General features: G+C 44.2%; 19 protein-coding genes. 8 read left to right on the top strand and 11 right to left on the bottom strand.

The genetic code is table 11. The features are described from left to right. Positions 1-17: 17 nt before the first annotated feature. The 8 genes from AC6CHU_RS12800 to AC6CHU_RS12765 form a co-directional block, all read right to left on the bottom strand. Positions 18-845 carry a sugar phosphate isomerase/epimerase family protein gene (locus AC6CHU_RS12800; protein ID WP_159868921.1) on the bottom strand — a complete coding sequence of 276 codons (828 nt, stop codon included), beginning with the start codon at positions 843-845 and terminating at the stop codon, positions 18-20. Continuing rightward, complete coding sequence (locus tag AC6CHU_RS12795) at positions 842-1825, bottom strand: DUF6005 family protein (RefSeq protein WP_159868924.1); 984 nt, start codon at positions 1823-1825, stop codon at positions 842-844. The genes AC6CHU_RS12800 and AC6CHU_RS12795 overlap by 4 nt, the downstream gene beginning before the upstream one ends. After that, positions 1822-2097, bottom strand: a complete 276-nt coding sequence (gene asbD / locus AC6CHU_RS12790; protein ID WP_159868927.1) for a petrobactin biosynthesis protein AsbD — start codon at positions 2095-2097, stop codon at positions 1822-1824. The genes AC6CHU_RS12795 and asbD overlap by 4 nt, the downstream gene beginning before the upstream one ends. Continuing rightward, positions 2094-3329: an AMP-binding protein gene (locus tag AC6CHU_RS12785; protein ID WP_498121947.1), complete on the bottom strand. Its 1236-nt coding sequence runs from the start codon at positions 3327-3329 to the stop codon at positions 2094-2096. Before AC6CHU_RS12785 ends, asbD begins: the two co-directional genes overlap by 4 nt. A 19-nt stretch (positions 3330-3348) precedes the next feature. Then, a complete protein-coding gene (locus AC6CHU_RS12780; protein WP_498121945.1) occupies positions 3349-5064 on the bottom strand; it encodes an IucA/IucC family protein in 1716 nt (571 codons plus the stop codon). Beyond that, positions 5036-6862, bottom strand: coding sequence for an IucA/IucC family protein (locus AC6CHU_RS12775; protein WP_498121943.1), 1827 nt, complete (start codon positions 6860-6862; stop codon positions 5036-5038). The genes AC6CHU_RS12780 and AC6CHU_RS12775 overlap by 29 nt, the downstream gene beginning before the upstream one ends. Positions 6863-7009: 147 nt before the next feature. Next, complete coding sequence (locus AC6CHU_RS12770) at positions 7010-7957, bottom strand: ABC transporter substrate-binding protein (RefSeq protein ID WP_159868939.1); 948 nt, start codon at positions 7955-7957, stop codon at positions 7010-7012. A 153-nt stretch (positions 7958-8110) separates the two neighbouring features. Then, complete coding sequence (locus AC6CHU_RS12765) at positions 8111-9811, bottom strand: ABC transporter substrate-binding protein (RefSeq protein WP_498121941.1); 1701 nt, start codon at positions 9809-9811, stop codon at positions 8111-8113. Between AC6CHU_RS12765 and AC6CHU_RS12760 the strand changes: the two genes are divergently transcribed. Then, positions 9789-10823 carry a FecCD family ABC transporter permease gene (locus tag AC6CHU_RS12760; protein WP_159868942.1) on the top strand — a complete coding sequence of 345 codons (1035 nt, stop codon included), beginning with the start codon at positions 9789-9791 and terminating at the stop codon, positions 10821-10823. The two genes, AC6CHU_RS12765 and AC6CHU_RS12760, sit on opposite strands and share 23 nt — an antisense overlap. Further along, complete coding sequence (locus AC6CHU_RS12755) at positions 10823-11854, top strand: FecCD family ABC transporter permease (RefSeq protein ID WP_159868945.1); 1032 nt, start codon at positions 10823-10825, stop codon at positions 11852-11854. The genes AC6CHU_RS12760 and AC6CHU_RS12755 overlap by 1 nt, the downstream gene beginning before the upstream one ends. A gap of 50 nt (positions 11855-11904) precedes the next feature. On the opposite strand, the gene AC6CHU_RS12750 is transcribed toward AC6CHU_RS12755, so the two are convergent. Further along, the gene (locus AC6CHU_RS12750; protein ID WP_251284866.1) at positions 11905-12240 is read right to left on the bottom strand and encodes an antibiotic biosynthesis monooxygenase family protein; all 336 of its coding nucleotides are present in this window, start codon (positions 12238-12240) and stop codon (positions 11905-11907) included. A 144-nt stretch (positions 12241-12384) separates the two neighbouring features. On the opposite strand from AC6CHU_RS12750, the gene AC6CHU_RS12745 reads away from it, so the two are divergent. Continuing rightward, on the top strand, positions 12385-13599 hold the full coding sequence (locus AC6CHU_RS12745; RefSeq protein WP_159868951.1) for an MFS transporter: 1215 nt from the start codon (positions 12385-12387) through the stop codon (positions 13597-13599). A gap of 177 nt (positions 13600-13776) precedes the next feature. Here the strand turns inward: AC6CHU_RS12745 and AC6CHU_RS12740 are convergent, their stop codons facing one another. After that, positions 13777-14826: an NAD(P)/FAD-dependent oxidoreductase gene (locus AC6CHU_RS12740; protein ID WP_159868954.1), complete on the bottom strand. Its 1050-nt coding sequence runs from the start codon at positions 14824-14826 to the stop codon at positions 13777-13779. 213 nt (positions 14827-15039) lie between these two features. Between AC6CHU_RS12740 and AC6CHU_RS12735 the strand changes: the two genes are divergently transcribed. The 5 genes from AC6CHU_RS12735 (at position 15040) to AC6CHU_RS12715 (ending at position 19819) form a co-directional block, all read left to right on the top strand. Then, a complete protein-coding gene (locus AC6CHU_RS12735) occupies positions 15040-15885 on the top strand; it encodes an ABC transporter ATP-binding protein (RefSeq protein WP_159868957.1) in 846 nt (281 codons plus the stop codon). After that, entirely contained in the window at positions 15836-16762 is a 927-nt protein-coding gene (locus AC6CHU_RS12730) for an iron-hydroxamate ABC transporter substrate-binding protein (protein ID WP_159868960.1), read from the top strand. The genes AC6CHU_RS12735 and AC6CHU_RS12730 overlap by 50 nt, the downstream gene beginning before the upstream one ends. A gap of 99 nt (positions 16763-16861) precedes the next feature. Then, on the top strand, positions 16862-17872 hold the full coding sequence (locus AC6CHU_RS12725) for a FecCD family ABC transporter permease (protein ID WP_159869084.1): 1011 nt from the start codon (positions 16862-16864) through the stop codon (positions 17870-17872). Then, the gene (locus tag AC6CHU_RS12720; RefSeq protein WP_159868963.1) at positions 17869-18876 is read left to right on the top strand and encodes a FecCD family ABC transporter permease; all 1008 of its coding nucleotides are present in this window, start codon (positions 17869-17871) and stop codon (positions 18874-18876) included. The genes AC6CHU_RS12725 and AC6CHU_RS12720 overlap by 4 nt, the downstream gene beginning before the upstream one ends. 121 nt (positions 18877-18997) lie before the next feature. After that, a complete protein-coding gene (locus AC6CHU_RS12715; protein ID WP_159868966.1) occupies positions 18998-19819 on the top strand; it encodes a manganese catalase in 822 nt (273 codons plus the stop codon). 527 nt (positions 19820-20346) lie between these two features. Here the strand turns inward: AC6CHU_RS12715 and gvpU are convergent. Next, a complete protein-coding gene (gene gvpU / locus AC6CHU_RS12710; RefSeq protein ID WP_159868969.1) occupies positions 20347-20742 on the bottom strand; it encodes a gas vesicle accessory protein GvpU in 396 nt (131 codons plus the stop codon). Between the last annotated feature and the right edge of the window lie 2 nt (positions 20743-20744).

The following is a 20744-nucleotide window of genomic DNA, read 5'->3' as shown; positions in this document are numbered from 1 at the left end:
TGTCTCAAATCGTCCATTTACCTTGCTTCTTCAACCTGAAGAAGCTTCTTAATCTCCCTGCTGTCTTTTGCCAGAATGCTTTTCACATTTGGCCCAAACCATTCCAGTGAAGCATCCATTTCCACCATTTCAGCAGCCTCTCTTAAAAACAAACGATAGTCCACCGCTCCTTCAAATAGTGAAACCATGCCTTCCCTGCTGCCTGCTGCTGCATACACATTATTAGGGGCAAAGACACCAAGCTTGCAGCGTGATTCAATATTTTTGAGATGAAAGTGCGAAACATATGGCTGGAGCTGTTTAAGAGCAAATAGAGGGTCCACCCCTGATTCCCATATGTGCAGGACATCAAAATTAACCCTGAGTGCCGGATGGTCCGTTTCCTCAAGAAGCTGAAGGGCAGAAGATGGATTATCAGTCAGAGTATTTGGATGAGTCTCGACCAAAAGCTGCATTCCCTCTGCTTCAGCCATTTTACAAAGCATCTTCATGCGAGAAACAAGCTCAATCCTCTCTAATCTGCTGATATCTGCACTGCCCTTGTTACCGGCAAATGTCCGTATTTTGTCCGTTCCCCAGCGATGTGCAAGTGAACATAGAGCGTTCATTTCAGCTATTAAGGCGGGAAGCGGTGCATCCAGGGGCAGATAGTCGCTTAGCATACTTGTCTTAAGTTCGTATGAGCTCAGCCACTCACTTCCATAATGGATATCTTCCGCCAGATTTTTGGCATGGACGCCCCATAGTTCAATTCCCTGGAACCCATTATTCTGGGCCCAGTGCGCAATTTGGTCGATAGATTGAAGATGATGCCGGAATGAGATGGTGCACAGAGAAAGTTTCATTGGATGACCTCCTTCATTTTTTGAGATTCCTGCAATTCAGCCCAAGCCTCAAAGCATTCCTGCAGCCCTCTTTTTATTTTAAATTCCAGAATATTCTGTTCTTCCAGCTTTGCCGTAATTTCATCCACTAACAGCCTATTGCCTGTCATACCGAGCTTCATTGCCCGGTATTGGATGGCTGTATAGCCTTTTACAAGTTTTTCAATTTCATCACACCAGGCTTCAAAGTCTTCATCATCAAAGCCAAGCAATTCCCAGAAAAACGCAAAAGCATGTTCATAAGCGTACTTCCGAATGGCGAGAACAGGCAATTCCCGTAAGGCAAGTGTCAGCCCTGACAGCGGAAACTTTTCATCTCCAGCAGCATGAAGCTCAATAATCTTTGCAACTGCATCTGTCATTGGATTGCAGTCATGCTTAATGCATGTGTTAAAATATGCTTCAACCGTTTCGGCAGTTGGCGGGGTAATGGACGATGCATCAAAGAAATAACCACCTTCAGCTGAAGGATCCTCAATGGCAGCCAGAATCCGGTCTTTTGGAAGCACTCCTTCCCAGCGAAAGTCCGGATCATACATAAACCATTCCTCTTCGTTTTCCGTCCTTTCCAGCATTACGTAATGGGGAAAAGGACTTTGATGAAATTTATTTTCCCGCTCAGGAAGCTTTGACAAATCGAGCATCACCATTACATATTGATGAGATTTCTTGTTATCCATCAATCTCAGCATTTCCTTTATATTTTCCTGTTTGCTTTGTTTTTCGTCGTACCATTTATTCAGCTTAATGCCATAAAGCATTTCATACCACTGATGAAAAAAATCATGGTTGATCCGCTTGGAATGATACGTTAACACACCATTCTCCAGCACATCGAAATCGGCATCCCATACTCCGAAATAATAAGGACGATGGTCAGCGCCTTTTGTCTTTTTGACAGCTTCGCATACACAGCTTACAAAACAATGCACTTTAATCATACTGATCCCTCCGCTGCAGCTGGCTCCTGCTGGCGCTCCAGAAAATCAGCCAGGCTTCCTACCGTCCGGAAGTCTTTTGGCACAAGCATTTCATCTGGAATTTTAAAGCCCATATCAACTTCCAAATGGAGAATCAGCTGCAAAATCATAATAGAGTCCATATACAGGTCTTCATTTAAGCGCGCATCTTCATGGAAAGCTTGAATAGAAGGTAATTCTAATTGATGCTGCAAAATGTCATGGATTACTTGTAAGATCTCTTGTCTTGTCATGCCAGAACTCCTTCCCCCAGCCTTTTCCGGCTGACCTTGCCGTTTGGCAGCTTTTCAATTTCCTCCACTCTATTAAATTCCAGTGGAACCTGGTATGGGGCGAGATACTTCCTGCACCATTCCCTCAGCTCCTGTTCCTCAATCGGTTCAGAGCAGACATACTGTGCACAGACTCTTTCCCCTGAAAGCGGATGAACCTTTTTATAAACAACTGCCTCTATAATTCTGGGTTCTCCCATCAAAACGTCTTCTACTTCCTGCGGATAAACATTCAAGCCTGCTACATTAATGGTGTCATCGATTCTAGCCATAAAAGAAAGAATTCCATTTTCTATATAGCCAAGATCTTTTGTATAAATTGTTTTCTCCGAATCATGAATAAGGATTTCACCAGGGTTTTGGATACTTCCAGCCTCCACTTTGACATGCGGCAGCGGATAGCCCATTTCACGTGAGTCACTTACATCCGGATGAATGGCCACACACCCTGCTTCAGAACAGCCATATTGCTGAAGCACTCGTTTTGAAACCTTTTTTAAGGCTTCCAGCCAGCCGGCTGGCATGAGTGTACCTGATGTCATGACAGCATCCAGCCGCTGTCCATCCCTGATTAAACTTGTTAAGGTATGCAGCAGTGCAGGAGCCCCGTAAAGAATATGCTTGGGATGCTCCTTCAGCTTTTTCAGCACATACTTAGGGTTCATATTTGTCAGAATGACCGGTTTTGCCCCACGCCTAATGCACGCGAATACACCGCAGATTAAACCGTAGGAATGTGTCGTCGGACAGGCAACGACTGAAGCAGTCTGATTATCAGCCGGCAAAACCGAGACATAACTGTCAAGCTCGTTCTCAATCGATTCCCATGTGCGTTCAATGCATTTCGGATCCCCAGTCGTACCCGAACTCATTTGCACCAGAACGCCCTCCTTCTCATTTATTTCCTTTGACAAGAGGATCGGCAGGTGAATATTTTCATAAAGCAGGAAATGGCTCCCCGCTTTTTTTGCCATTCTGATTGCACCTTCTTTCGGGACAGAGGGATGAAGGGGGACAATAGATCCTCCTTTACTGCGTACAAATAAACAGAGTGCAATCCATTGAAAAGCATCCTGCATACAGACTGCCAATCTCCTATTCCGGCAATCTTTTATATGAGGTATATTTTCAAATATCGTATATTGTCTTTCAAGATCATCCAGTGTATAGTACTGATCATTTACAAAAAACATCTCAATTCTCCTTTGTGTTCTATGCTAAAGAGTTAGTGACAAGATGGCGGAACCCGCCAGCTTCTTCTTTTTGGACTTTCCTTTTCAGCAGTGACTCGGCATAAACCATAGGGGCATTATGCTCCAGCTGGTAATTTCGGAAAATCAGTTCTGGATAGCAGCTCATGTGCCCGGCGAGCGTCTCACGAGCCAGCCTCCAAAACTTTCTCTCACTGTAGCCGTACTGCTCTTCAAGCGCAAAAGACAGTTCTGTTAAATGAAAAACAAACAATGTATCCATAACAAGCTCTCTTAGTGCTTCTACGGAAGCCATCCAATAATACTCGTTGTCTCCGACTTTTTTAAACTGTTCATGAATTTCTCCAAAGTCTGGAAGCCGGCTGGGGTCTGCCAAAAAGTTTTGATGATACTCTGTACTGTCGTGGAAATCCCTTAATACAACACGGGTAGGCCAGCCGTTCTTGTGAAGGAGTATCATGTTCTGGGCATGTGCCTCCACAGCTATGCCATGAGCGGCGAGTAAATGCCAGACTGGAACCACACTTACTTCCAGCAGCCTTTTTATCCAGCTTTCAATTCCATAGCGCTTCAGCCATTCACCTATAAATGGAGAGCCATCCCTCTCTATTAAAGGAAGTGCAGTAAAAGGAACAGCCTCCTCATCGTCTTCCATGTAGAGGCGGACACTTTCCCGCCAAATAGCTCCCAGTCTTGCCTCTGTTTCTGCCTCTAATGGCTGATAGGCAATTCCTGCATACTCCTTCAAAACAATTAAGGAAGCTTCTTCCTTTAAATATGTATCCGCTTCCACTGTGTCAGCTATCCATTTTGAAATATGGGGAGCGGCACAGATGGCATGTGTTTCTAATGTTCTTAGCGATGAAGTATTCACCATATTCATGGATAGTTTTAGATGAGCTTTCTCTGGGCTGGTCACGTTCCAAAGTGTTCGGACCGACTGGGTTGCCCGATAAGAATTCCCGCTGCTTTTTAGCAGAACGACATCCCCCCGCTCCAGTTCATCTTTGATATAATTTACCTGCCATGGATGGATTGGCAGAAAGGTGTATTCTTCAAACGTTTTTCCCAACTGATGCAGCTCGGTCAGCAGCTGCCCGAGCATGAGTGGACCCAGCTCCTTTTCCCAAAATTCCTTCTCACCCTGGGGAATAGCCATTTGGCTATTCTCCCGTCTGACTGCAGCCCACTGCAGTGCAAAAGATTGCCCTGCTTCCGGACCAAATGCAGCATGGTCTTCAAGAGAGAATCCAGTCCTTGCCTTAAAACAAGGGTGATAGGGATGGCCTTCCCAAACTTCTGACTCCAGTTCTTCATAACTGCATGTTCTCCTTGAGATGGCTGGCATGAGATTCTTTTCATTCCATTCACTCAGCAGAATGGTTTGCTGCAGCTCGTGAATAAGCTTGCTTCTTTTATCCGGATCTGATACAAGGTCTGCTGCCAGTTCCTCTATGCTTGTTTCCGTACGGGAACCATCGCTCTGCACAGAATAGATGCTGTCTTCCTTCAGCCTCACACGGTCAAACGAAGCAATCCTTCCCTCACAGCAATAAGACCGATGCCTTCCGAAAACGGTAAAGCTCAATAATTGTTCGCCCGGCTGGAGTGCTGTTTTTTCATAATCCATCAGCCCTTCAAAAAGAACGGCCTCCAATAACTGCCGGATGACTCTTCTTTCAATTTTCTTAGATGGCAGCGGATGCAGCTTCTGCATAGTTCTCCTCCTTCTTCACAATGGCAAAAGGATTTGGGATATAGGTGTAAACGGCTTGTTCGTTCTTAGCAAGCAGTTCATCCACATCATGGAAACGGGTTAGCAGGTTAGCTTTATAGGCCAGCTTTTCTGATCGCAGGATATGGCCGATGAATGCTTTCCCCTGACCCGACAGTTCGTTTTCAAGAATGCTAAGCTGTTTCCGGCACCATTCGATCAAACAGTCTTCACTGATAAGACCGTCTTGCCCAAATCGGCAAATCACAGAAAAGAGCTGGTTCATAAACAGGTAATAAGTGAATCGTTCCTGAATGAGGTCATCGTCATAAAATAGTTCCGGGCATTCTGCCAATTGCGGCAAAAGGCCGGATAAATTTTCCCTGTTTTCGTTTGATAGATAGTAGCCTTGATTATCACGGTAGCAGTAAGCTTCCGGGTATCCCGAGGATACATCCAGGACGCTATTCTGCTGATGGGCCTCAAGTGCAATCCCGTGTTCATCATATAATCGGAGCAGAGACACAATCGTGCATCTCCAATATTTTTCGAACCAGTCCATGCTGATTTCCTCCGGATCTCTTCTCTCTGCCTGTGCCAGTCTTTCAATGGTCCGCTGAAGTCTTGAGCGTTGATCTGGCAGCGGGTCCTGAACCAATGCCGCGATAGAAGTAATCCCCTTATCTTCCCCTTCCGGAAAAGGGTTGGAGCGAATAATGACCTCGAACCCTGACTCTTTTTGCCCCGGCAATTCAGCTGTTATATAGGCCGGATCATCAATTATCCGAAATGACGGATATTTTTCCGTAAATCGAAGCTTATCCATTAATTCTGTCATAGCGATACCTGCCTTTAGTTCATGTAGACGGTTCGCCCTTAATGAGTTCGTAATTTTTACCGGTACGGAAAATTTAAACATCCAATCATTTTCCGGGCTGTAAACTGTTCTGATGGAAGAGGTTGCTGAATAATAGGCTCCTATTGGGCCAAGGTCTTTTATTAGTTTTTTATCAACCGCCTCCCTGACATGATTCTGCTGTAGCAGCCATTGAGCCTGAAGAGGATGCATCGGAATGAGGCAGTTGCTATGCGGGACAGTAAATTGCGGTATCGATTTCTTAAGGGAAGAGAGTATAATATCACTTGCGCTTTTCCGATTAGCTGAAGCTTCCCTGACTAACTCCCGGTCTACCTGAAAATAGTGAAGCTGAAAACGGCCTTTTAACTCCGGTGCATATTGCGGATGCTGCCATACGGCCATTCCCTGCCTGCTCTTCGGTGTAGGGTGAAGCCAGTGACCAAACAATAGTGATTGCTCGGCTTCAATGAAGGTGCTTTCTTCGGAATACAGGCTGCTTTCGTCCTTCATTCTTTTTTCAATGTACAAAGCCATCGTCTGATAGCTCTCAATCAGCCTGATCACCAGCTCATCAAAATGGGATGAAAGTTCATGGCATCCATTTGATTTTGCCATTAAATGCAGTTCATGGATAAGAGCAATCATCATCGGAAGCCGATCCTGAGGGATCCATTCCAGCCTTTGGCTGCAATATTTAAAGGCACCCCCGATCAAATGTCTTCCAGTTTTTGATTGGTAAATCACTTCCACTGCAAATACGGCAGACTGGCCTGGAAGTTCTATCTCCACCATGTATTCACCTGACAGAGTCATAGATGGCCGCTGCTCCTGCATCCATTCCTCCCTTTCCATCCACTGTCCGCAATCTACTTCTCTTAAGTAACTATTTATAAAAGCTTGAAACGTTGCATTTTCTGCAATTTGTTTGGCTGAATGATGCATAATTCCATCCTTTCACCGAGTCTTTAGACCTAGTAATTGATAACCATTCTCAATAATGGTTAAAAAATTTGATTTCTTCTTTTAAAAGAAACCAATGGAATGACAGAGACAGGGACCTTCGAAAGTCCCAGCCTCTCATCAAGATGTCTATTCACTTAGGAGCAGGGATTCAATCTCTTTCAATCCTTTTTGGCGCTCAATTGGATCCCAATACCCCCATGTCGTCTTAAGAGTATGTACGTTGCCATTCTGAACGGCTTTCAGGCTTTTCCAGACCTCTCCCTGTGTAACAGAATCATAGAACTCACCACTATTAAAATAAGAAACATCGAGGATATGATCAGGATTATACTTTGCTAATCCTTCAATCGAAATATTCTCTCCGAAATCCTCAGGAAGGTTTTCCGCAGGTGTGAGTTTCAAATCATCAAATAATAATGAATTGGTTGCATGGTTGGTACGGCCATATACACGAATATCTTTTTTATTTATGGCTACTGCCATAAATGTTTCATCGCCCATTTTCTCACTTACACGGCTGCCGATATCTTCTGCTTCCTTCTCAAGGTCTTCAATCACTTTCTTTCCTTCTTCAAGCTTGCCAGCTGCTTCTGCAACCTTCAGATGATCTTCCTTCCAATCACCGCCCACTTCAACTACAACTGTTGGAATGGTTTCAGACAGCTGGTCATAAAGAGGCTTGTAGCGATCACTGATAATTAACAGATCCGGATCCAGCTTCAAAATTTCTTCCGAATTTATTTCATCAGCATAAGGAAGAGCCTTCACACCTTCAAGCTCCTCTGTTAAATGCGGCGGAAACTCATTATCATACGCCATCACAGCGTAAGGCTTTACACCAACAGATACTAGTGAACCTTCCCATGATACATGCGAAAGCAGAATGATTTTCTTTGGTTCGGCAGGGACTTCTGCTTTTCCGTATAAATGCTCAACGGTCCTTGTTTCCTCTGTTTTCTCCTCTTTCTTCTTTTCAGCTGCTTCTGTTGAAGCTTCCTCTTCTTTTCCACAGCCTGTTAAAACAAGTATAAATAACATAAAAACAACGCTCAAAGGAGCAAAGAACTTCTTCATGAATAATCCTCCCTAACAATAATGAAATTCATTCTCAATGATAATCATTATCACCATTGCTGAACATGGACATTTTTAACTTCCTGCATGCACAAAATGAATTTTCATTAAAAAAACAGCTGCAAGTCTGCAGCTGCTCGTTAATTATTTTCTTTAAGCTTTTAGTTTGGCTTTAAGAATGCTTGAAGGAAAGACTTCAAGCAGCTTCTTCCTCCCAATGGGCCCCCACGGATCCCACTCATGGCTTTCAGGGTAATAGACTTCTCCGTTCCGGACAGCACGGATTTTATTCCATTCTGGAGTATGGGCAGTTCTCCACACATCCTTTTCATGACTCCATAAAATGAGCAGCTTGTCAGGGTTTAATTCAGCAATCTCTTTCAGGCTGACATTTCGGTATCCCTCATCATGCAGATCAGGGTGGGGCTGGAATCCCAGACTTTGAAAAAGAAGATCGAGAAGGGCATGATTTCCCTTCCCGTAAAGGCGTATTTCTTCCGGGCGAATCCAAATGACAGCCCACTGGCCAGTTTTCGTTAATGGACACATCTCATCCCGTACTTGGCATTCCATACAATGAATGTCTTTTTCTATGTATTCAGCACGGCTTTCACAGCCGACCACCGATGCTATTTCAAAGAGATAATGACGCCAGTCCTGCTTCAAAGACATATGATAAACTTGCTCCTGCTTTGAAAGCAGCACACTTTGAAGCTGAAATTGATGCAAAGGAGTTTTAATAATGCGATCCGGATGGGTCAGCAAAATATCTTCCGGCTGAAATGGTTTTTCTGCGTTTAACAATTTAGTCCCTTCGAGCTCTGTTTGAAGATAGCTTGGCACCCCTCTGCTGGCAGAATAGACGGTTGGGTAGGACGGAGCTGCAACAGGCTGGATTCCAAGTGAAAGAAGGTGATCCTGCAGAAACAGCTGACTTACGACAGCAATCCGTTCACTTGCCCTTTTCATGAAAACAGTTGGCGGCATCCCTTCTCTGCTTTTAAAAAGACGGCTGAAATAAAATTCATCCTGCAGCCCTATTTGCAAGGCAACCTCTTTAGCTGTAATTCCTCTATTTTGGAGCAGCAGCTTTTTGGCAGTCTTTATTCGTTCTGCATTTAAAAATTCCTTCGGGGTCATACCGGTCCTTTTCCTAAAAGCCCTTGAAAATGTTACCGGAGTCATTTTTGCTTTAGAAGCTAATTCTGCAACGGTTAAGGGACGGGACAGGCTGTTCCGGATCAATTCCTCTGCTTCTTCCATTCGGTCAATATCGGCTGCGTCTGTCAGGATGGATAGCATCTCCCAGAGCAGGGATAGAAATCGGCATTTGGCCGAAACTGATTTTTCCTTCCGGCTTTTCTTCATCTCTTCCCATAGGGGAACCATTTTTGCGGGGGCCAGGTCAGCCAGCGGACGGGATAACATACTTTTTAGCACATCGCCTTCTTTTGGCCAGGAAAGCAAATGAACAGAAAGCAGAGAAGAAGATGACGATGTGAGGGTGCTGGAATCCGTGAGGAAATAGCTTTTACCCTCTTCTGCCCTCAATCTCTGGTTCCCGCTTACCAAGGTGCCTTTTCCAGATAATATGTATAGGATAAAAAAATGACTGCTTTTTTCATTTACTTCCTGGGATAAGCCCTCACGCAGGTGAAATGATGCAAATTCAAACATATGGCTATTCAGCAGCATATTTAGACACTCCCTTCTTTTCCTGAAATATGAATTGACAAATGCTGTGGAAGGATAGTAGATTAATATCGTTCTTCTAATGCGATAACGATTCTCATTTTCAATTATAAAATACATAAAAAAAGGACTGATCATAATGGCCAGAACCGCCGCTGACATAACAGATCCCCATCGGCCTGTTCACTCAAAATCTATTAAATGGGGCCTTTTTGGCTTAGTATGTATTTTCCTTGGCCTGCTCGCTTCCATCGGACTTGGAGCCATATGGATCTCCCCTTCTGTCGTTTGGGACTCTTTTTTCTCTTTTCAAGCTGGCCAAATTGAACACCAGCTGATCAGGGAAGTGCGTCTTCCGAGGGCATTGGGTGGTGCTCTTATTGGGGCTGCTTTGGCAGTGGCAGGTACTATTATGCAGGGCATCACACGCAATCCGCTTGCCGACCCTTCAATCATTGGCATTACCCATGGAGCCGGACTTGCCATCGCCATTTCGCTTGCATTTGTTTCAAGCGGCTCTTACTGGATCCTTCTGGTCTGGTCATTTGCAGGTTCTGCAGCAGGCGCCATGCTTGTCCTCTCTTTTTCCATGATTTCAAAAGAGCGGATATCTCCTGTGACCCTGACGCTTGCCGGTGCTGCGTTAAGCACATTATTCAGCGCCCTTTCTACTGGTATCGCCCTGTATTTCCAGGTAGCACAGGACTTGAGCTTCTGGTTTGCCGGAGGCCTGTCCGGCACCAAATGGCCGCATGTTTTTATACTGCTACCCGCTGTTATCACAGGGCTGCTGCTATCCCTATGGATCAGCCGCTCTCTGACTATATTGGCTTTAGGGGAAGAAGTGGCAGCAGGCCTCGGTCAATCACGAGAGAAAGTCAGGTGGATCGGGCTCATTGCCGTTATTCTATTATCTGGCGCAGCCGTTTCCATTGCAGGGGCAGTCGGCTTTATTGGCCTTGTGGTTCCCCATATGGTGCGGATGATAATCGGATCTGATTACAGATGGCTGATTCCGTTAAGTGCCATTGCCGGTGCCCTTCTCCTGGTAATCGCGGACATCGGGGCACGGATGATCAATCCGCCTTTCGAAACACCGGTCAGCGCAGTAACCGCCTTGATTGGAGTTCCATTTTTCCTATATTTATCCCGAAGGAAGAGGGGGTATTTATAATGGATTGGAAGCTGGCATTAAGCCGAACCAAAAACTGGCTGGCAGCCTTTATCCTATTAATTATGGCCACCTTTGTAATGAGCCTGTCCACTGGCGTGATGCCCATCAGTATTTCTGAGGTATTGAACACGTTAGCTGGCAGCGGTACCCCAAGACAAGAGCTTGTTTTATTTCAGCTGAGATTGCCGAGAATGGTCATTGCCATGCTGATTGGTGCCGGACTTGCACTATCAGGCAGCATTCTCCAGGGACTTTCCCGGAACTCTCTGGCTGACCCAGGCATTCTCGGAATTAATGCCGGAGCTGGACTGGCTGTCGTTTTTTCGATCTATCTTTTCGGACAGGAGAAAGGAAATCTCCTCTCTGAACCATTTTTTCTGCCCGTTTTCGCTTTTGCCGGCGCTCTCGCTATTGCAGCTCTGATATATCGGTTCTCATGGAAAGGAGGAATTGACCCAGAACGGCTTCTCCTTGTTGGTCTCGGGTTTAATGCTCTATGCGGTGCCCTTCTAATGATTCTGCAGCTAAAAATGGATCCAAAGGATTTTCAGCAGGCTGCCATTTGGCTGACAGGCAGCATCTGGGGAGCCGGGTGGCCATATGTACGGGCTTTGCTTCCATGGATTTTGTTTCTTATACCCGCTGCCTTTTACAAAGCAAGGACCATGAATCTTCTTCAGTTTAAGCAGGAAGTTCCGATTGCTCTTGGTTTAAAAGTGGAGTCTGAACGCCGCTTGCTTCTGTGCCTTTCTGCAGCCCTTGCAGGAGCATGTGTGGCTGTCGGCGGCGGAATCGCATTTATTGGTCTGCTGGCTCCCCATCTGGCACGGCGGCTGTGCGGACCCAATTACTTCAGCAGTCTGCCCTTGTCTGCACTGATCGGAGCAGTTCTGGTGCTTATGGCAGACATGATTGGAAAAAATCTTTTGGCACCAGCGGATATTCCCGTCGGTATCGTCATATCAGTTATCGGTGCCCCCTACCTGATCTTCATGCTGCTGACCCGGAAAGGCTCCGGGATAAGCGTTTAAATTCAAGAAAAATGCCCATTCAACAATCCCTTTTGAATGGGCATTCAGCTTTATTTGATTTCAGCAGGCTCTCTGTATTGTTTTTGCCCCAGCACATGATATACATCCTGACGGCTGTCGATAATAAATTCAGGCTTAGGTTTCCGGCGGTTTGCTCGGTGGCCAGCAATATGTACATCACTTGTTTCCCATGCCTTCCAGGCCTCTTCAGATTCCCAGCGGATCATTACAATGATTTCTTCCTCTCCGCTGCGCTGTTTTTTCTTTAATACATTTAAATCAAGAAATCCAGGCTGCTCTTCGATGATTCCATCCCCTGCAAAGCGCTCAACCATTTTTTCAGCGTGGCCCTCTTGAACCTTAATTGTCTTTAATTGAACAAACATACCCATTTCCTCCTCTGTTCTTTTTTGTTATTATAATTGATAACGATTTTCATTTTCAACTGTTTTAAAAAAATAGATTCAGTATTCATTCATTTTATAGTATTGTTAGATTATCGAAATTTACTAAAATTGTGAGGCCGTTTTATGTGGAAAAATAAGAACGTATGGATTCTTTTAACTGGTGAATTTATAGCAGGGCTCGGCCTTTGGCTTGGCATTATAGGAAACCTTGAGTTTATGCAGGAAAAGGTTCCTTCTGACTTCCTGAAGTCACTTATTCTGGCGTCAGGTTTGCTGGCAGGAATTGCAGTCGGCCCCCTTGCCGGCAGAATTACCGACCAGCTGAATAAAAAGACCGTCATGCTGGGATCAGGCTTTGTCAGGGCTATTAGTGTAATTTTCATGCTGATTGCTATTCAAACGGGCTCTGTGTGGTGGATGGTTCTGTTCCTGGTAATTATTCAATTGTCTGCAGCCTTTTACTTTCCTGCACTGCAGGCAGCCATCCCGCTTGTTGTTGCTGAAAAAGATTTGCTGCAGCTGAATGGAGTACACATGAATGTGTCCACCCTTTCGAGGATATTGGGCACAGCCCTGGCTGGGGTTCTGCTAGTCATTCTGCCATTATCCATGCTTTATATCGGGTCGCTGGTCGCTTATCTGGCTCTATTCGGAATAACCTGGTTTATGGATTTTGAGGAAAAAAGAGAACAGCCAGGCACAGGAAAACAGTCTTCCCGAAGCAGCGGAGGATTTAAAGAAGTCTTCCCGATTATTAAAGGCCTCCCCATTGTATTCATGACCCTGATATTAACTCTGGTTCCACTGCTGTTTCTTGGAGGTTTCAACCTTATGGTCATTAACATCAGCGAGCTTCAGGACAGTTCATCCATTAAAGGGTTAATTTATACGGCAGAAGGAATCGGCTTCATGCTCGGCGCATTTATCGTCAAGCAAATCAGCCAAAAAAGGTCGCCTTACGCAATTTTATTTTTCTTCTCATTTATCATTGGCGTTTCACAGCTGCTTTTGTACTTTGCAGATGTTCCTGTCCTATCTATTGCGGCGTTCTTTGTATTCGGGTTTGCCGTTGGCTGTTTCTTCCCAACGGCAGCCACCATTTTTCAAACAAGGGTGCCGAAGGAATTCCACGGAAGATTCTTCTCCTTCCGGAACATGCTAGATCGTGTTATTTTCCAAATTGTGCTCCTGCTGACAGGATTCCTGCTGGATGCCGTTGGACTTCAGGTAATGGTCGTTATTTTTGGCATTCTATCCTTAGTCATGACAGCTGCTTTCTTCTTTAAATTCAAGCAGCTTAGGACCGAAGTACAGATAAAAGAAAAAATCAGCACGTAAAAAACCGGCTCACCTTTGTGTGGGCCGGCTTTTTACTGCTATTTCGCCTTATTGTCAGAGGTCTTTTCAATTGTGTGCGGATAGCCAATTTTTACGTGCGGATACACTTTTTTCTGTGCGCATAACCCTGTTTTATGTGCGGATAAAGAGAATTTATGTGCACTTAATTTATTTGCCTTAGAGAACCAGCTGCTTCACCAATTCCCGGTTTCGCCTTTTAAATACATCATTATGTGATGAAACCATCGCCGCCCCGGCTGCATCAGGTTCAATGTACTGCTTTGCTTTATTTACTGCATTCGCAGCATCCTGGAAGGCTCCCGCAATTAAGTGAAGCTTGCCGTCATGCTTAAGAATATCCCCTGCAGCATAAAGCCCTTCAACTGATGTCTCACTGTTTGCATTGCCAGCAATATAGAAATCTTCCAGCATATCAATATTCAAATTGCTATTTTTCAAGAGTTCCGTATCCTGCTCATATCCATGGTTAATGACCACTTCATCGATGGCAAGATATGAAACCTCACCCGTTTCATTATTCGTCAATTCCACCTGCTCAATTTCCTCGTGGTTTCCGCCTGCTATTAATTTGGTGATGGACGTATGGTTAATACAGATAACCGAACTATTCATCAGCTGTGAAACCTGAGCTTCATGGCCAGTTAACGCATCCCGCCTGCAAGTGATGTATACCTGCTTAGCAACAGGCTCCAATTCATTGGCCCAGTCTACTGCAGAATTGCCTCCTCCTGACACAATTACTGTTTTATTCTTGAAATGGGCCAGAGACTTGACGGTGTAATTTAAATTAGAGACTTCAAAGCGCTCTGCACCTTCAATTTTCAGCTTTTGCGGCTTTAGAATTCCGCTGCCGACTGCCACAATCACTGTTTTTGAATAATGCTCTTCTCCTGAAGATCCTTTCAAAACAAATACTCCATCTTTATTCTTACTGATGGATTCCACCTTTTCATTTAAGACAACCGTCGGTTTAAAGGTCAGCCCCTGCTCGACCAGCTGTTCAATCAGCTTTGCTCCCGGAGTAGGAGTCAGCCCGCCGACATCCCAAATCATTTTTTCGGGATACACATGAATCTTTCCGCCCAGCTGCGGCTGAAATTCAATCAGTTTTGTTTTCATTTGCCTTAAACCGCTGTAAAAAGAAGAGTATAGCCCGGCTGGACCTCCTCCTATAACCGTTACATCAAAGATCTCCATCTGCTTCATATCCGTTCACCCCTATAATCAATTATTATTGATTATCATTCTCACTTCAACTATACGTCCTTTCTTCTCCTTTGACAATAAAAATTTACCTTGGTAATTTCCTTCAAATACTGTTGACTTATAAGTTAACTAGACTTATAGTAAAAATGAACCGACACTGATAATCATTATCACTAATTGAAAATAAATTCTCACATAAACGGAGGTTACATAATGGTCCGTCTATATACAGATGGCTTGAACATTGGGTATAGCGAACGACTAATTGTAAAGGATCTAAGCGTCCAGATTCCCGATAAGAAAATCACAACAATCATTGGTCCAAATGGCTGTGGGAAATCAACCCTTTTAAAGGCCATTACCCGCATCATTTCCCATCAATCAGGCACTGTTATCCTGGATGGGGAGAACATTTCAAAGGAAAATACGAAAATCCTTGCCAAGAAGATGGCGATTTTGCCTCAAACACCTGAAAGTGCAAGCGGTTTAACAGTAGGCGAGCTAGTCTCATATGGCCGCTTCCCTTATCAAAAAGGATTTGGAAGATTGACGAAAAAGGATTATGAAGTGATCGACTGGGCTCTCGAAGTGACAGGCACTAAAGAATTTAAGTTCCGGCCTGTTGATGCTTTGTCAGGCGGCCAGCGCCAAAGAGTGTGGATCGCCATGGCACTTGCACAAGAAACCGATATCATTTTCCTTGATGAACCTACCACCTATTTAGATATGGCACACCAGCTTGAAGTTCTCGAACTTCTTCAAAAGCTGAACGAGGAACAAGAGCGCACCATTGTAATGGTCCTCCATGATTTAAACCAGGCAGCCCGCTTTGCCGACCATATCGTCGCATTAAAAGATGGTGAGATTGTTAAATCAGGAAGCTATGAAGAAGTCATTACACAGGATGTTTTAAGGAAGGTGTTCAATATTGATGCAGTCATTGGACGTGATCCCCGCACAAACAAACCAATGTGTATAACTTATAATTTATTAAAAGGAGAAAATCAACATGAAGAAACTATTGATCCCATTTACGATCTTGCTGCTTCTGCTTATTAGCGCCTGCGGCAATACAGAAGAAAAAGATACAAGCTCATCTGAACCAAAGGAAGATAAAAAATCGGGTACAATCACTTATGAATCTGAAACTGGACCGGTTGAAGTCCCGGCTGATCCTAAGAGAGTTGTTCTCCTTTCAGGCTTCACAGGAAATGTTATGCAATTGGGCGTAAATATTGTCGGCGTGGATACTTGGTCCAAAAATAATCCTCGCTTTGAAGAACAATTGAAGGATGCTGAAGAAGTATCTGAAGATAACCTAGAGAAAATAATCGAATTAGAACCAGACTTGATTATTGCCTTATCTACTGTTAAAAACTATGATAAACTTAAGGAAATTGCACCAACTGTAACTTATACATGGGGTAAATTAGATTATCTTTCTCAGCATGAGGAAATCGGCAAGCTGCTTAATAAAGAGGAAGAAGCAAAGAAATGGGTAGCTGATTTCAAACAGCGCGCTGAAGCAGCCGGGGAAGACATTCGTGCAAAAATTGGTGAAGATGCAACCGTTTCTGTATTTGAAATCTTCGACAAACAGCTTTATGTTTTTGGCGATAACTGGGCACGCGGAACTGAAATCCTGTATCAGGCTATGGATTTAAAAATGCCTGAAAAGGTTAAAGAAATGGCCCTAAAAGATGGATACTATGCCCTTTCAGCTGAAGTGCTGCCGGAATATGCAGGAGATTATATGATTATAAGCAAATACTCAGATGCAGACCATTCATTCCAGGAAACCGATACGTACAAAAATATCCCTGCTGTGAAAAATAACCGTGTTTTCGAAATGGAAGGCAATGGCGCTTCCTTCAGTGATCCAATCACACTTGATGCACAGCTGGAGTTCTTTAAAGAATCATTTTTAGGAAACTAATACTCACGAGGGATTCTTAATTTTTAGGAATTCCTCTTTCCTGTTTAAAAAGATAGTTCACGAATGGCAAAAATAAACCCGAAGAAAGATGGACACACAATGACTAAAGACGCTCAGCCCTTTATTCCATTTATAATTAAACTTGCGGCATGCTTCATCATTTTTGCAGGCATGTTTGTGGCTGCCTGTGTGTTTGGAGCAGCCGATGTTACGGTTAGAGATGTTTGGCTTGCACTTACCTCCAATACTTCCGGAGAAAAAATCTCGATCATTCGTGAAATCCGTCTGCCCCGTGAAATTGCGGCAATTTTTGTCGGAGCAGCTCTTAGCATTTCTGGCGCCATCATGCAGGGAATGACAAGAAACCCTCTTGCAGATCCAGGACTGCTCGGATTAACGGCTGGAGCCAATGCTGCACTTGCCATAACTCTCGTTCTAATTCCATCAGCGAATTACATAGGAATTCTGTTCGCCTGCTTCATAGGTGCAGCTATCGGTGCGGGGATGGTTTTCAGCATTGGCGCCATGAAAAAAGGAGGCTTTTCTCCGATTCGAATCGTTTTAGCCGGAGCCGCAGTTTCTGCCTTCCTTTTTGCAATAGCTGAAGGCACCGGCATCTATTTTAAAATATCAAAAGATGTCAGTCTGTGGACTGCAGGCGGGCTCGTCGGCACATCCTGGACCCAGCTGCAGATTATTGTCCCGGTTATCTCAGCAGGCATACTCGTTTCCCTTTTTCTTTCCAAGCAGCTTACAATACTAAGCTTAAACGAAGAAGTGGCAGTAGGCTTGGGACAGAATACAACTCAAATTAAAATCATCCTGTTTATCTTAGTCACCCTGCTTGCAGGGGCAGCTGTTGCACTGGTCGGCAATATGGCCTTTATAGGATTGATGGTGCCTCATATCGTCCGGGCCATTGTCGGAACGGATTATCGTTATATCCTTCCGATGTCCGCTCTCACGGGAGCTTCGTTCATGCTTCTTGCCGATACACTCGGGAGAACCATGAATGCTCCTTATGAAACTCCGGTTGCGGCCATAATTGCTGTAATGGGGCTACCTTTCTTTCTGTTCATTGTTCATAAAGGGGGTAAGGTGTTCTCATGATCCAGCCGGAGTTAGTAAAAAAACAGCGAATCTTGATGGCCGTTTTAACAGTACTTATTATCGTTACCATTGTTATAGGAATGGGATTAGGCTATGCCTCCCTTTCATATGACCGGTTAATCCCGACCCTCCTGGGACATGGAACTTTTAAAGAGGAGTTTGTGTTATTTTCCATACGGCTCCCGAGAGTGTTTATTACAGTATTAGCCGGTATGGCACTGGCACTATCCGGTGCCATTTTACAGGGAATTACCCGCAATGACCTGGCGGATCCAGGCATCATCGGTATAAATTCAGGTGCCGGAGTTGCAATTGCCGTTTTCTTTCTGTTCTTCCCGATTGAAGCAGGCACTTTCATCTACATGCTGCCGTTATGCGCATTTTTCGGCGCCTTGGTTACTGCTATTCTCATCTATGCTTTTTCCTATAAAAAAGCAGAGGGACTTCAGCCAGTAAAGATGGTGCTTGTGGGTGTCGGATTTTCCATGGCGCTTTCGGGTGTGATGATTGTCCTGATTTCTTCAGCGGAAAGAGAGAAAGTCGATTTCATTGCTAAATGGCTATCAGGGAATATATGGGGAACGGATTGGCCGTTCATTTGGGCAATCCTCCCATGGCTTCTTCTGCTTATTCCGTTCACTTTATATAAAGCAAATCGCTTGAATCTATTAAGTCTAAGCGAGCCCGTTGCTATCGGCATAGGGGTATCCATCGAAAGAGAACGGATCGTCCTCCTGCTTACAGCCGTTGCCTTGGCCGCTTCCGCTGTATCTGTTACCGGTGGAATTGCCTTTATCGGTTTAATCGCACCGCATATGGCTAAAGCACTTGTTGGACCGCGGAATCAGCTTTTTATACCAATCTCGATTCTTTTAGGCGGATGGTTCCTCTTATTCGCCGACACACTCGGACGGAACCTGGCTGACCCGGATGGCCTGCCAGCCGGAATTATGGTTGCTATTATCGGAGCTCCCTATTTTATATATCTATTATTAAAAAAATAAATATGAAATGACGTGCATACTGCACGTCATTTTTTTTATAATTTATGTTTTCTTCTGGAAATCTTGGGCAAATATATAAAGTCTCATCATTTAACAGTTTACTAGAATTGGAGGAATTTAGATGTTTTTTCATGTAAAGGAATTGCAGTTTGAAGCAAAGCCGGAACGTCCGGATCCCGTTTTTGCAAAAAAGCTTCAGGAACTAATTGGCGGCCAATATGGTGAAATGACTGTTGCCATGCAATATATGTTTCAGGGCTGGGCCACACGCGGGAATGAAAAATATCGTGATCTTCTCCTCGATATAGGAACTGAGGAAATTGGTCATGTCGAGATGCTTGCTACAATGGTTGCGAGACTGATGGATAATGCTCCAATTAATCAGCAGGAAGAGTCAGCGAAGGATCCAGTTGTTGGGGCGATCATGGGAGGAATGAATCCTCAGCATGCTATTGTATCCGGACTTGGCGCACGCCCTTCTGACAGTGTGGGGAACCCATGGATGGGCTCTTATATTACAGCAAGCGGAAACTTATTAGCAGATTTCCGTTCAAACTTGAATGCAGAATCTCAGGGACGTCTGCAGGCTGCACGTCTCTATGAGATGACAGATGATAAGGGCATTAAGGATCTGCTTTCCGTCCTAATTGCCAGAGACGCCTACCACCAAAACCAATGGGCTGCAGCGATTGCAGAGCTTGAGGAAAAAGAAGGCCTGCTTGTCCCTAGCACTTTCCCGCGGGAAAACGAACGGACAGATATCGCCTACACACTCTACAACCTATCAGCCGGCGAAGAAAGCAGTACTGGCAGGTGGGCACAGGGTCCTGCTCTTGATGGCCAGGGAGAATACAAATATGTCAGCAATCCAAAGCCAGAAGGAGACAAGCCTATGCTTAAGCCTGCTCCTCCAAATCTTCATAATACATTGCCGATGGATTAATAATAGAAATAACAAAACAGGCTTATGCATAGCCTGTTTTGTTATTTCAATCAAACGTTTGATTGATTTCATTATTCCTTTCTTCATAGAGATTTCCCTCAACAGATAGTCCATCTTCCAGGTAATCCCTGCCCTTCTTTGGCAGAAAGAGCGGCTAATTTCTAAAAAGAAAAGGGGGATCCAGACAATAAAAAAACTTTTTGCTACTATCTCAACTCATTACAGATGAAACTTTTGAAAGGGCTGCCCTTCCTGTTTAATCAGAATCATAACAATTAGTGAAGATAAACTCACTTAAAAAAATCAGAATAAATATGCTGGATCATACAGCTTTCTTTATTCAATCAAACGTTTGATTGATTTTACTCCTCCTAATTAAGAAGGATGTCTCATATAGAGTTTTCTCAGCAGATGGCCCGACTTGCAGGTAATTTATTTCTCCCCTACTGCATTTAGAGCCAGGGATTTTGAATATTAGCAATTGCAGGTCATTCCCTGACAATTGCTAATACTCCCGGTTGACTCTATTAGTCTTTTTTACCGCTGTCATAAATCTTCCCTAAAAAGAAGCCATCCACTTCACTTAACTTGCCCCGCCAGAGTATATCCCCTTTTGAAGGGGTCGGCTTACTATCGCCGCAGTATACTTTTGTTTCTTTCATATGAATGAAGTTAATTTCCGAATCATCATTAGACTGGGCGGCCTCCCCTGCTATTTCCAGCTGTTCACTTACCTTTTGGGCAACATCGTTCCCATCCTCAAACGTTTGACTTAGTGTATTAAAATACTCCTTAGCAGATACCAGGGTTCCCGTAATAACGGCCCCCTTTACATTCAATGTAATATCTAAGGAAAAATCATGTTTGTTTGCTGCATGCACAAAAAACTCGAGAATGTTATCTTTCGTTGTGTCAGAACTCATTT

It is taken from the genome of Cytobacillus sp. GQ23 (assembly GCF_059758675.1).
Note: the sequence above shows the minus strand (reverse complement) of the source record. Positions and strands in the feature narration are given on the sequence as shown.

Excerpts from the sequence above, each read along its gene's own strand:
- AC6CHU_RS12800 (WP_159868921.1), bottom strand. The coding sequence starts at position 845 with ATGAAACTTTCTCTGTGCACCATCTCATTCCGGCATCATCTTCAATCT.
- AC6CHU_RS12795 (WP_159868924.1), bottom strand. The coding sequence starts at position 1,825 with ATGATTAAAGTGCATTGTTTTGTAAGCTGTGTATGCGAAGCTGTCAAA.
- asbD (WP_159868927.1), bottom strand. The coding sequence starts at position 2,097 with ATGACAAGACAAGAGATCTTACAAGTAATCCATGACATTTTGCAGCAT.
- AC6CHU_RS12785 (WP_498121947.1), bottom strand. The coding sequence starts at position 3,329 with ATGTTTTTTGTAAATGATCAGTACTATACACTGGATGATCTTGAAAGA.
- AC6CHU_RS12780 (WP_498121945.1), bottom strand. The coding sequence starts at position 5,064 with ATGCAGAAGCTGCATCCGCTGCCATCTAAGAAAATTGAAAGAAGAGTC.
- AC6CHU_RS12775 (WP_498121943.1), bottom strand. The coding sequence starts at position 6,862 with ATGCATCATTCAGCCAAACAAATTGCAGAAAATGCAACGTTTCAAGCT.
- AC6CHU_RS12770 (WP_159868939.1), bottom strand. The coding sequence starts at position 7,957 with ATGAAGAAGTTCTTTGCTCCTTTGAGCGTTGTTTTTATGTTATTTATA.
- AC6CHU_RS12760 (WP_159868942.1), top strand. The coding sequence starts at position 9,789 with ATGGCCAGAACCGCCGCTGACATAACAGATCCCCATCGGCCTGTTCAC.
- AC6CHU_RS12765 (WP_498121941.1), bottom strand. The coding sequence starts at position 9,811 with ATGTCAGCGGCGGTTCTGGCCATTATGATCAGTCCTTTTTTTATGTAT.
- AC6CHU_RS12755 (WP_159868945.1), top strand. The coding sequence starts at position 10,823 with ATGGATTGGAAGCTGGCATTAAGCCGAACCAAAAACTGGCTGGCAGCC.
- AC6CHU_RS12750 (WP_251284866.1), bottom strand. The coding sequence starts at position 12,240 with ATGTTTGTTCAATTAAAGACAATTAAGGTTCAAGAGGGCCACGCTGAA.
- AC6CHU_RS12745 (WP_159868951.1), top strand. The coding sequence starts at position 12,385 with ATGTGGAAAAATAAGAACGTATGGATTCTTTTAACTGGTGAATTTATA.
- AC6CHU_RS12740 (WP_159868954.1), bottom strand. The coding sequence starts at position 14,826 with ATGAAGCAGATGGAGATCTTTGATGTAACGGTTATAGGAGGAGGTCCA.
- AC6CHU_RS12735 (WP_159868957.1), top strand. The coding sequence starts at position 15,040 with ATGGTCCGTCTATATACAGATGGCTTGAACATTGGGTATAGCGAACGA.
- AC6CHU_RS12730 (WP_159868960.1), top strand. The coding sequence starts at position 15,836 with ATGAAGAAACTATTGATCCCATTTACGATCTTGCTGCTTCTGCTTATT.
- AC6CHU_RS12725 (WP_159869084.1), top strand. The coding sequence starts at position 16,862 with ATGACTAAAGACGCTCAGCCCTTTATTCCATTTATAATTAAACTTGCG.
- AC6CHU_RS12720 (WP_159868963.1), top strand. The coding sequence starts at position 17,869 with ATGATCCAGCCGGAGTTAGTAAAAAAACAGCGAATCTTGATGGCCGTT.
- AC6CHU_RS12715 (WP_159868966.1), top strand. The coding sequence starts at position 18,998 with ATGTTTTTTCATGTAAAGGAATTGCAGTTTGAAGCAAAGCCGGAACGT.
- gvpU (WP_159868969.1), bottom strand. The coding sequence starts at position 20,742 with ATGAGTTCTGACACAACGAAAGATAACATTCTCGAGTTTTTTGTGCAT.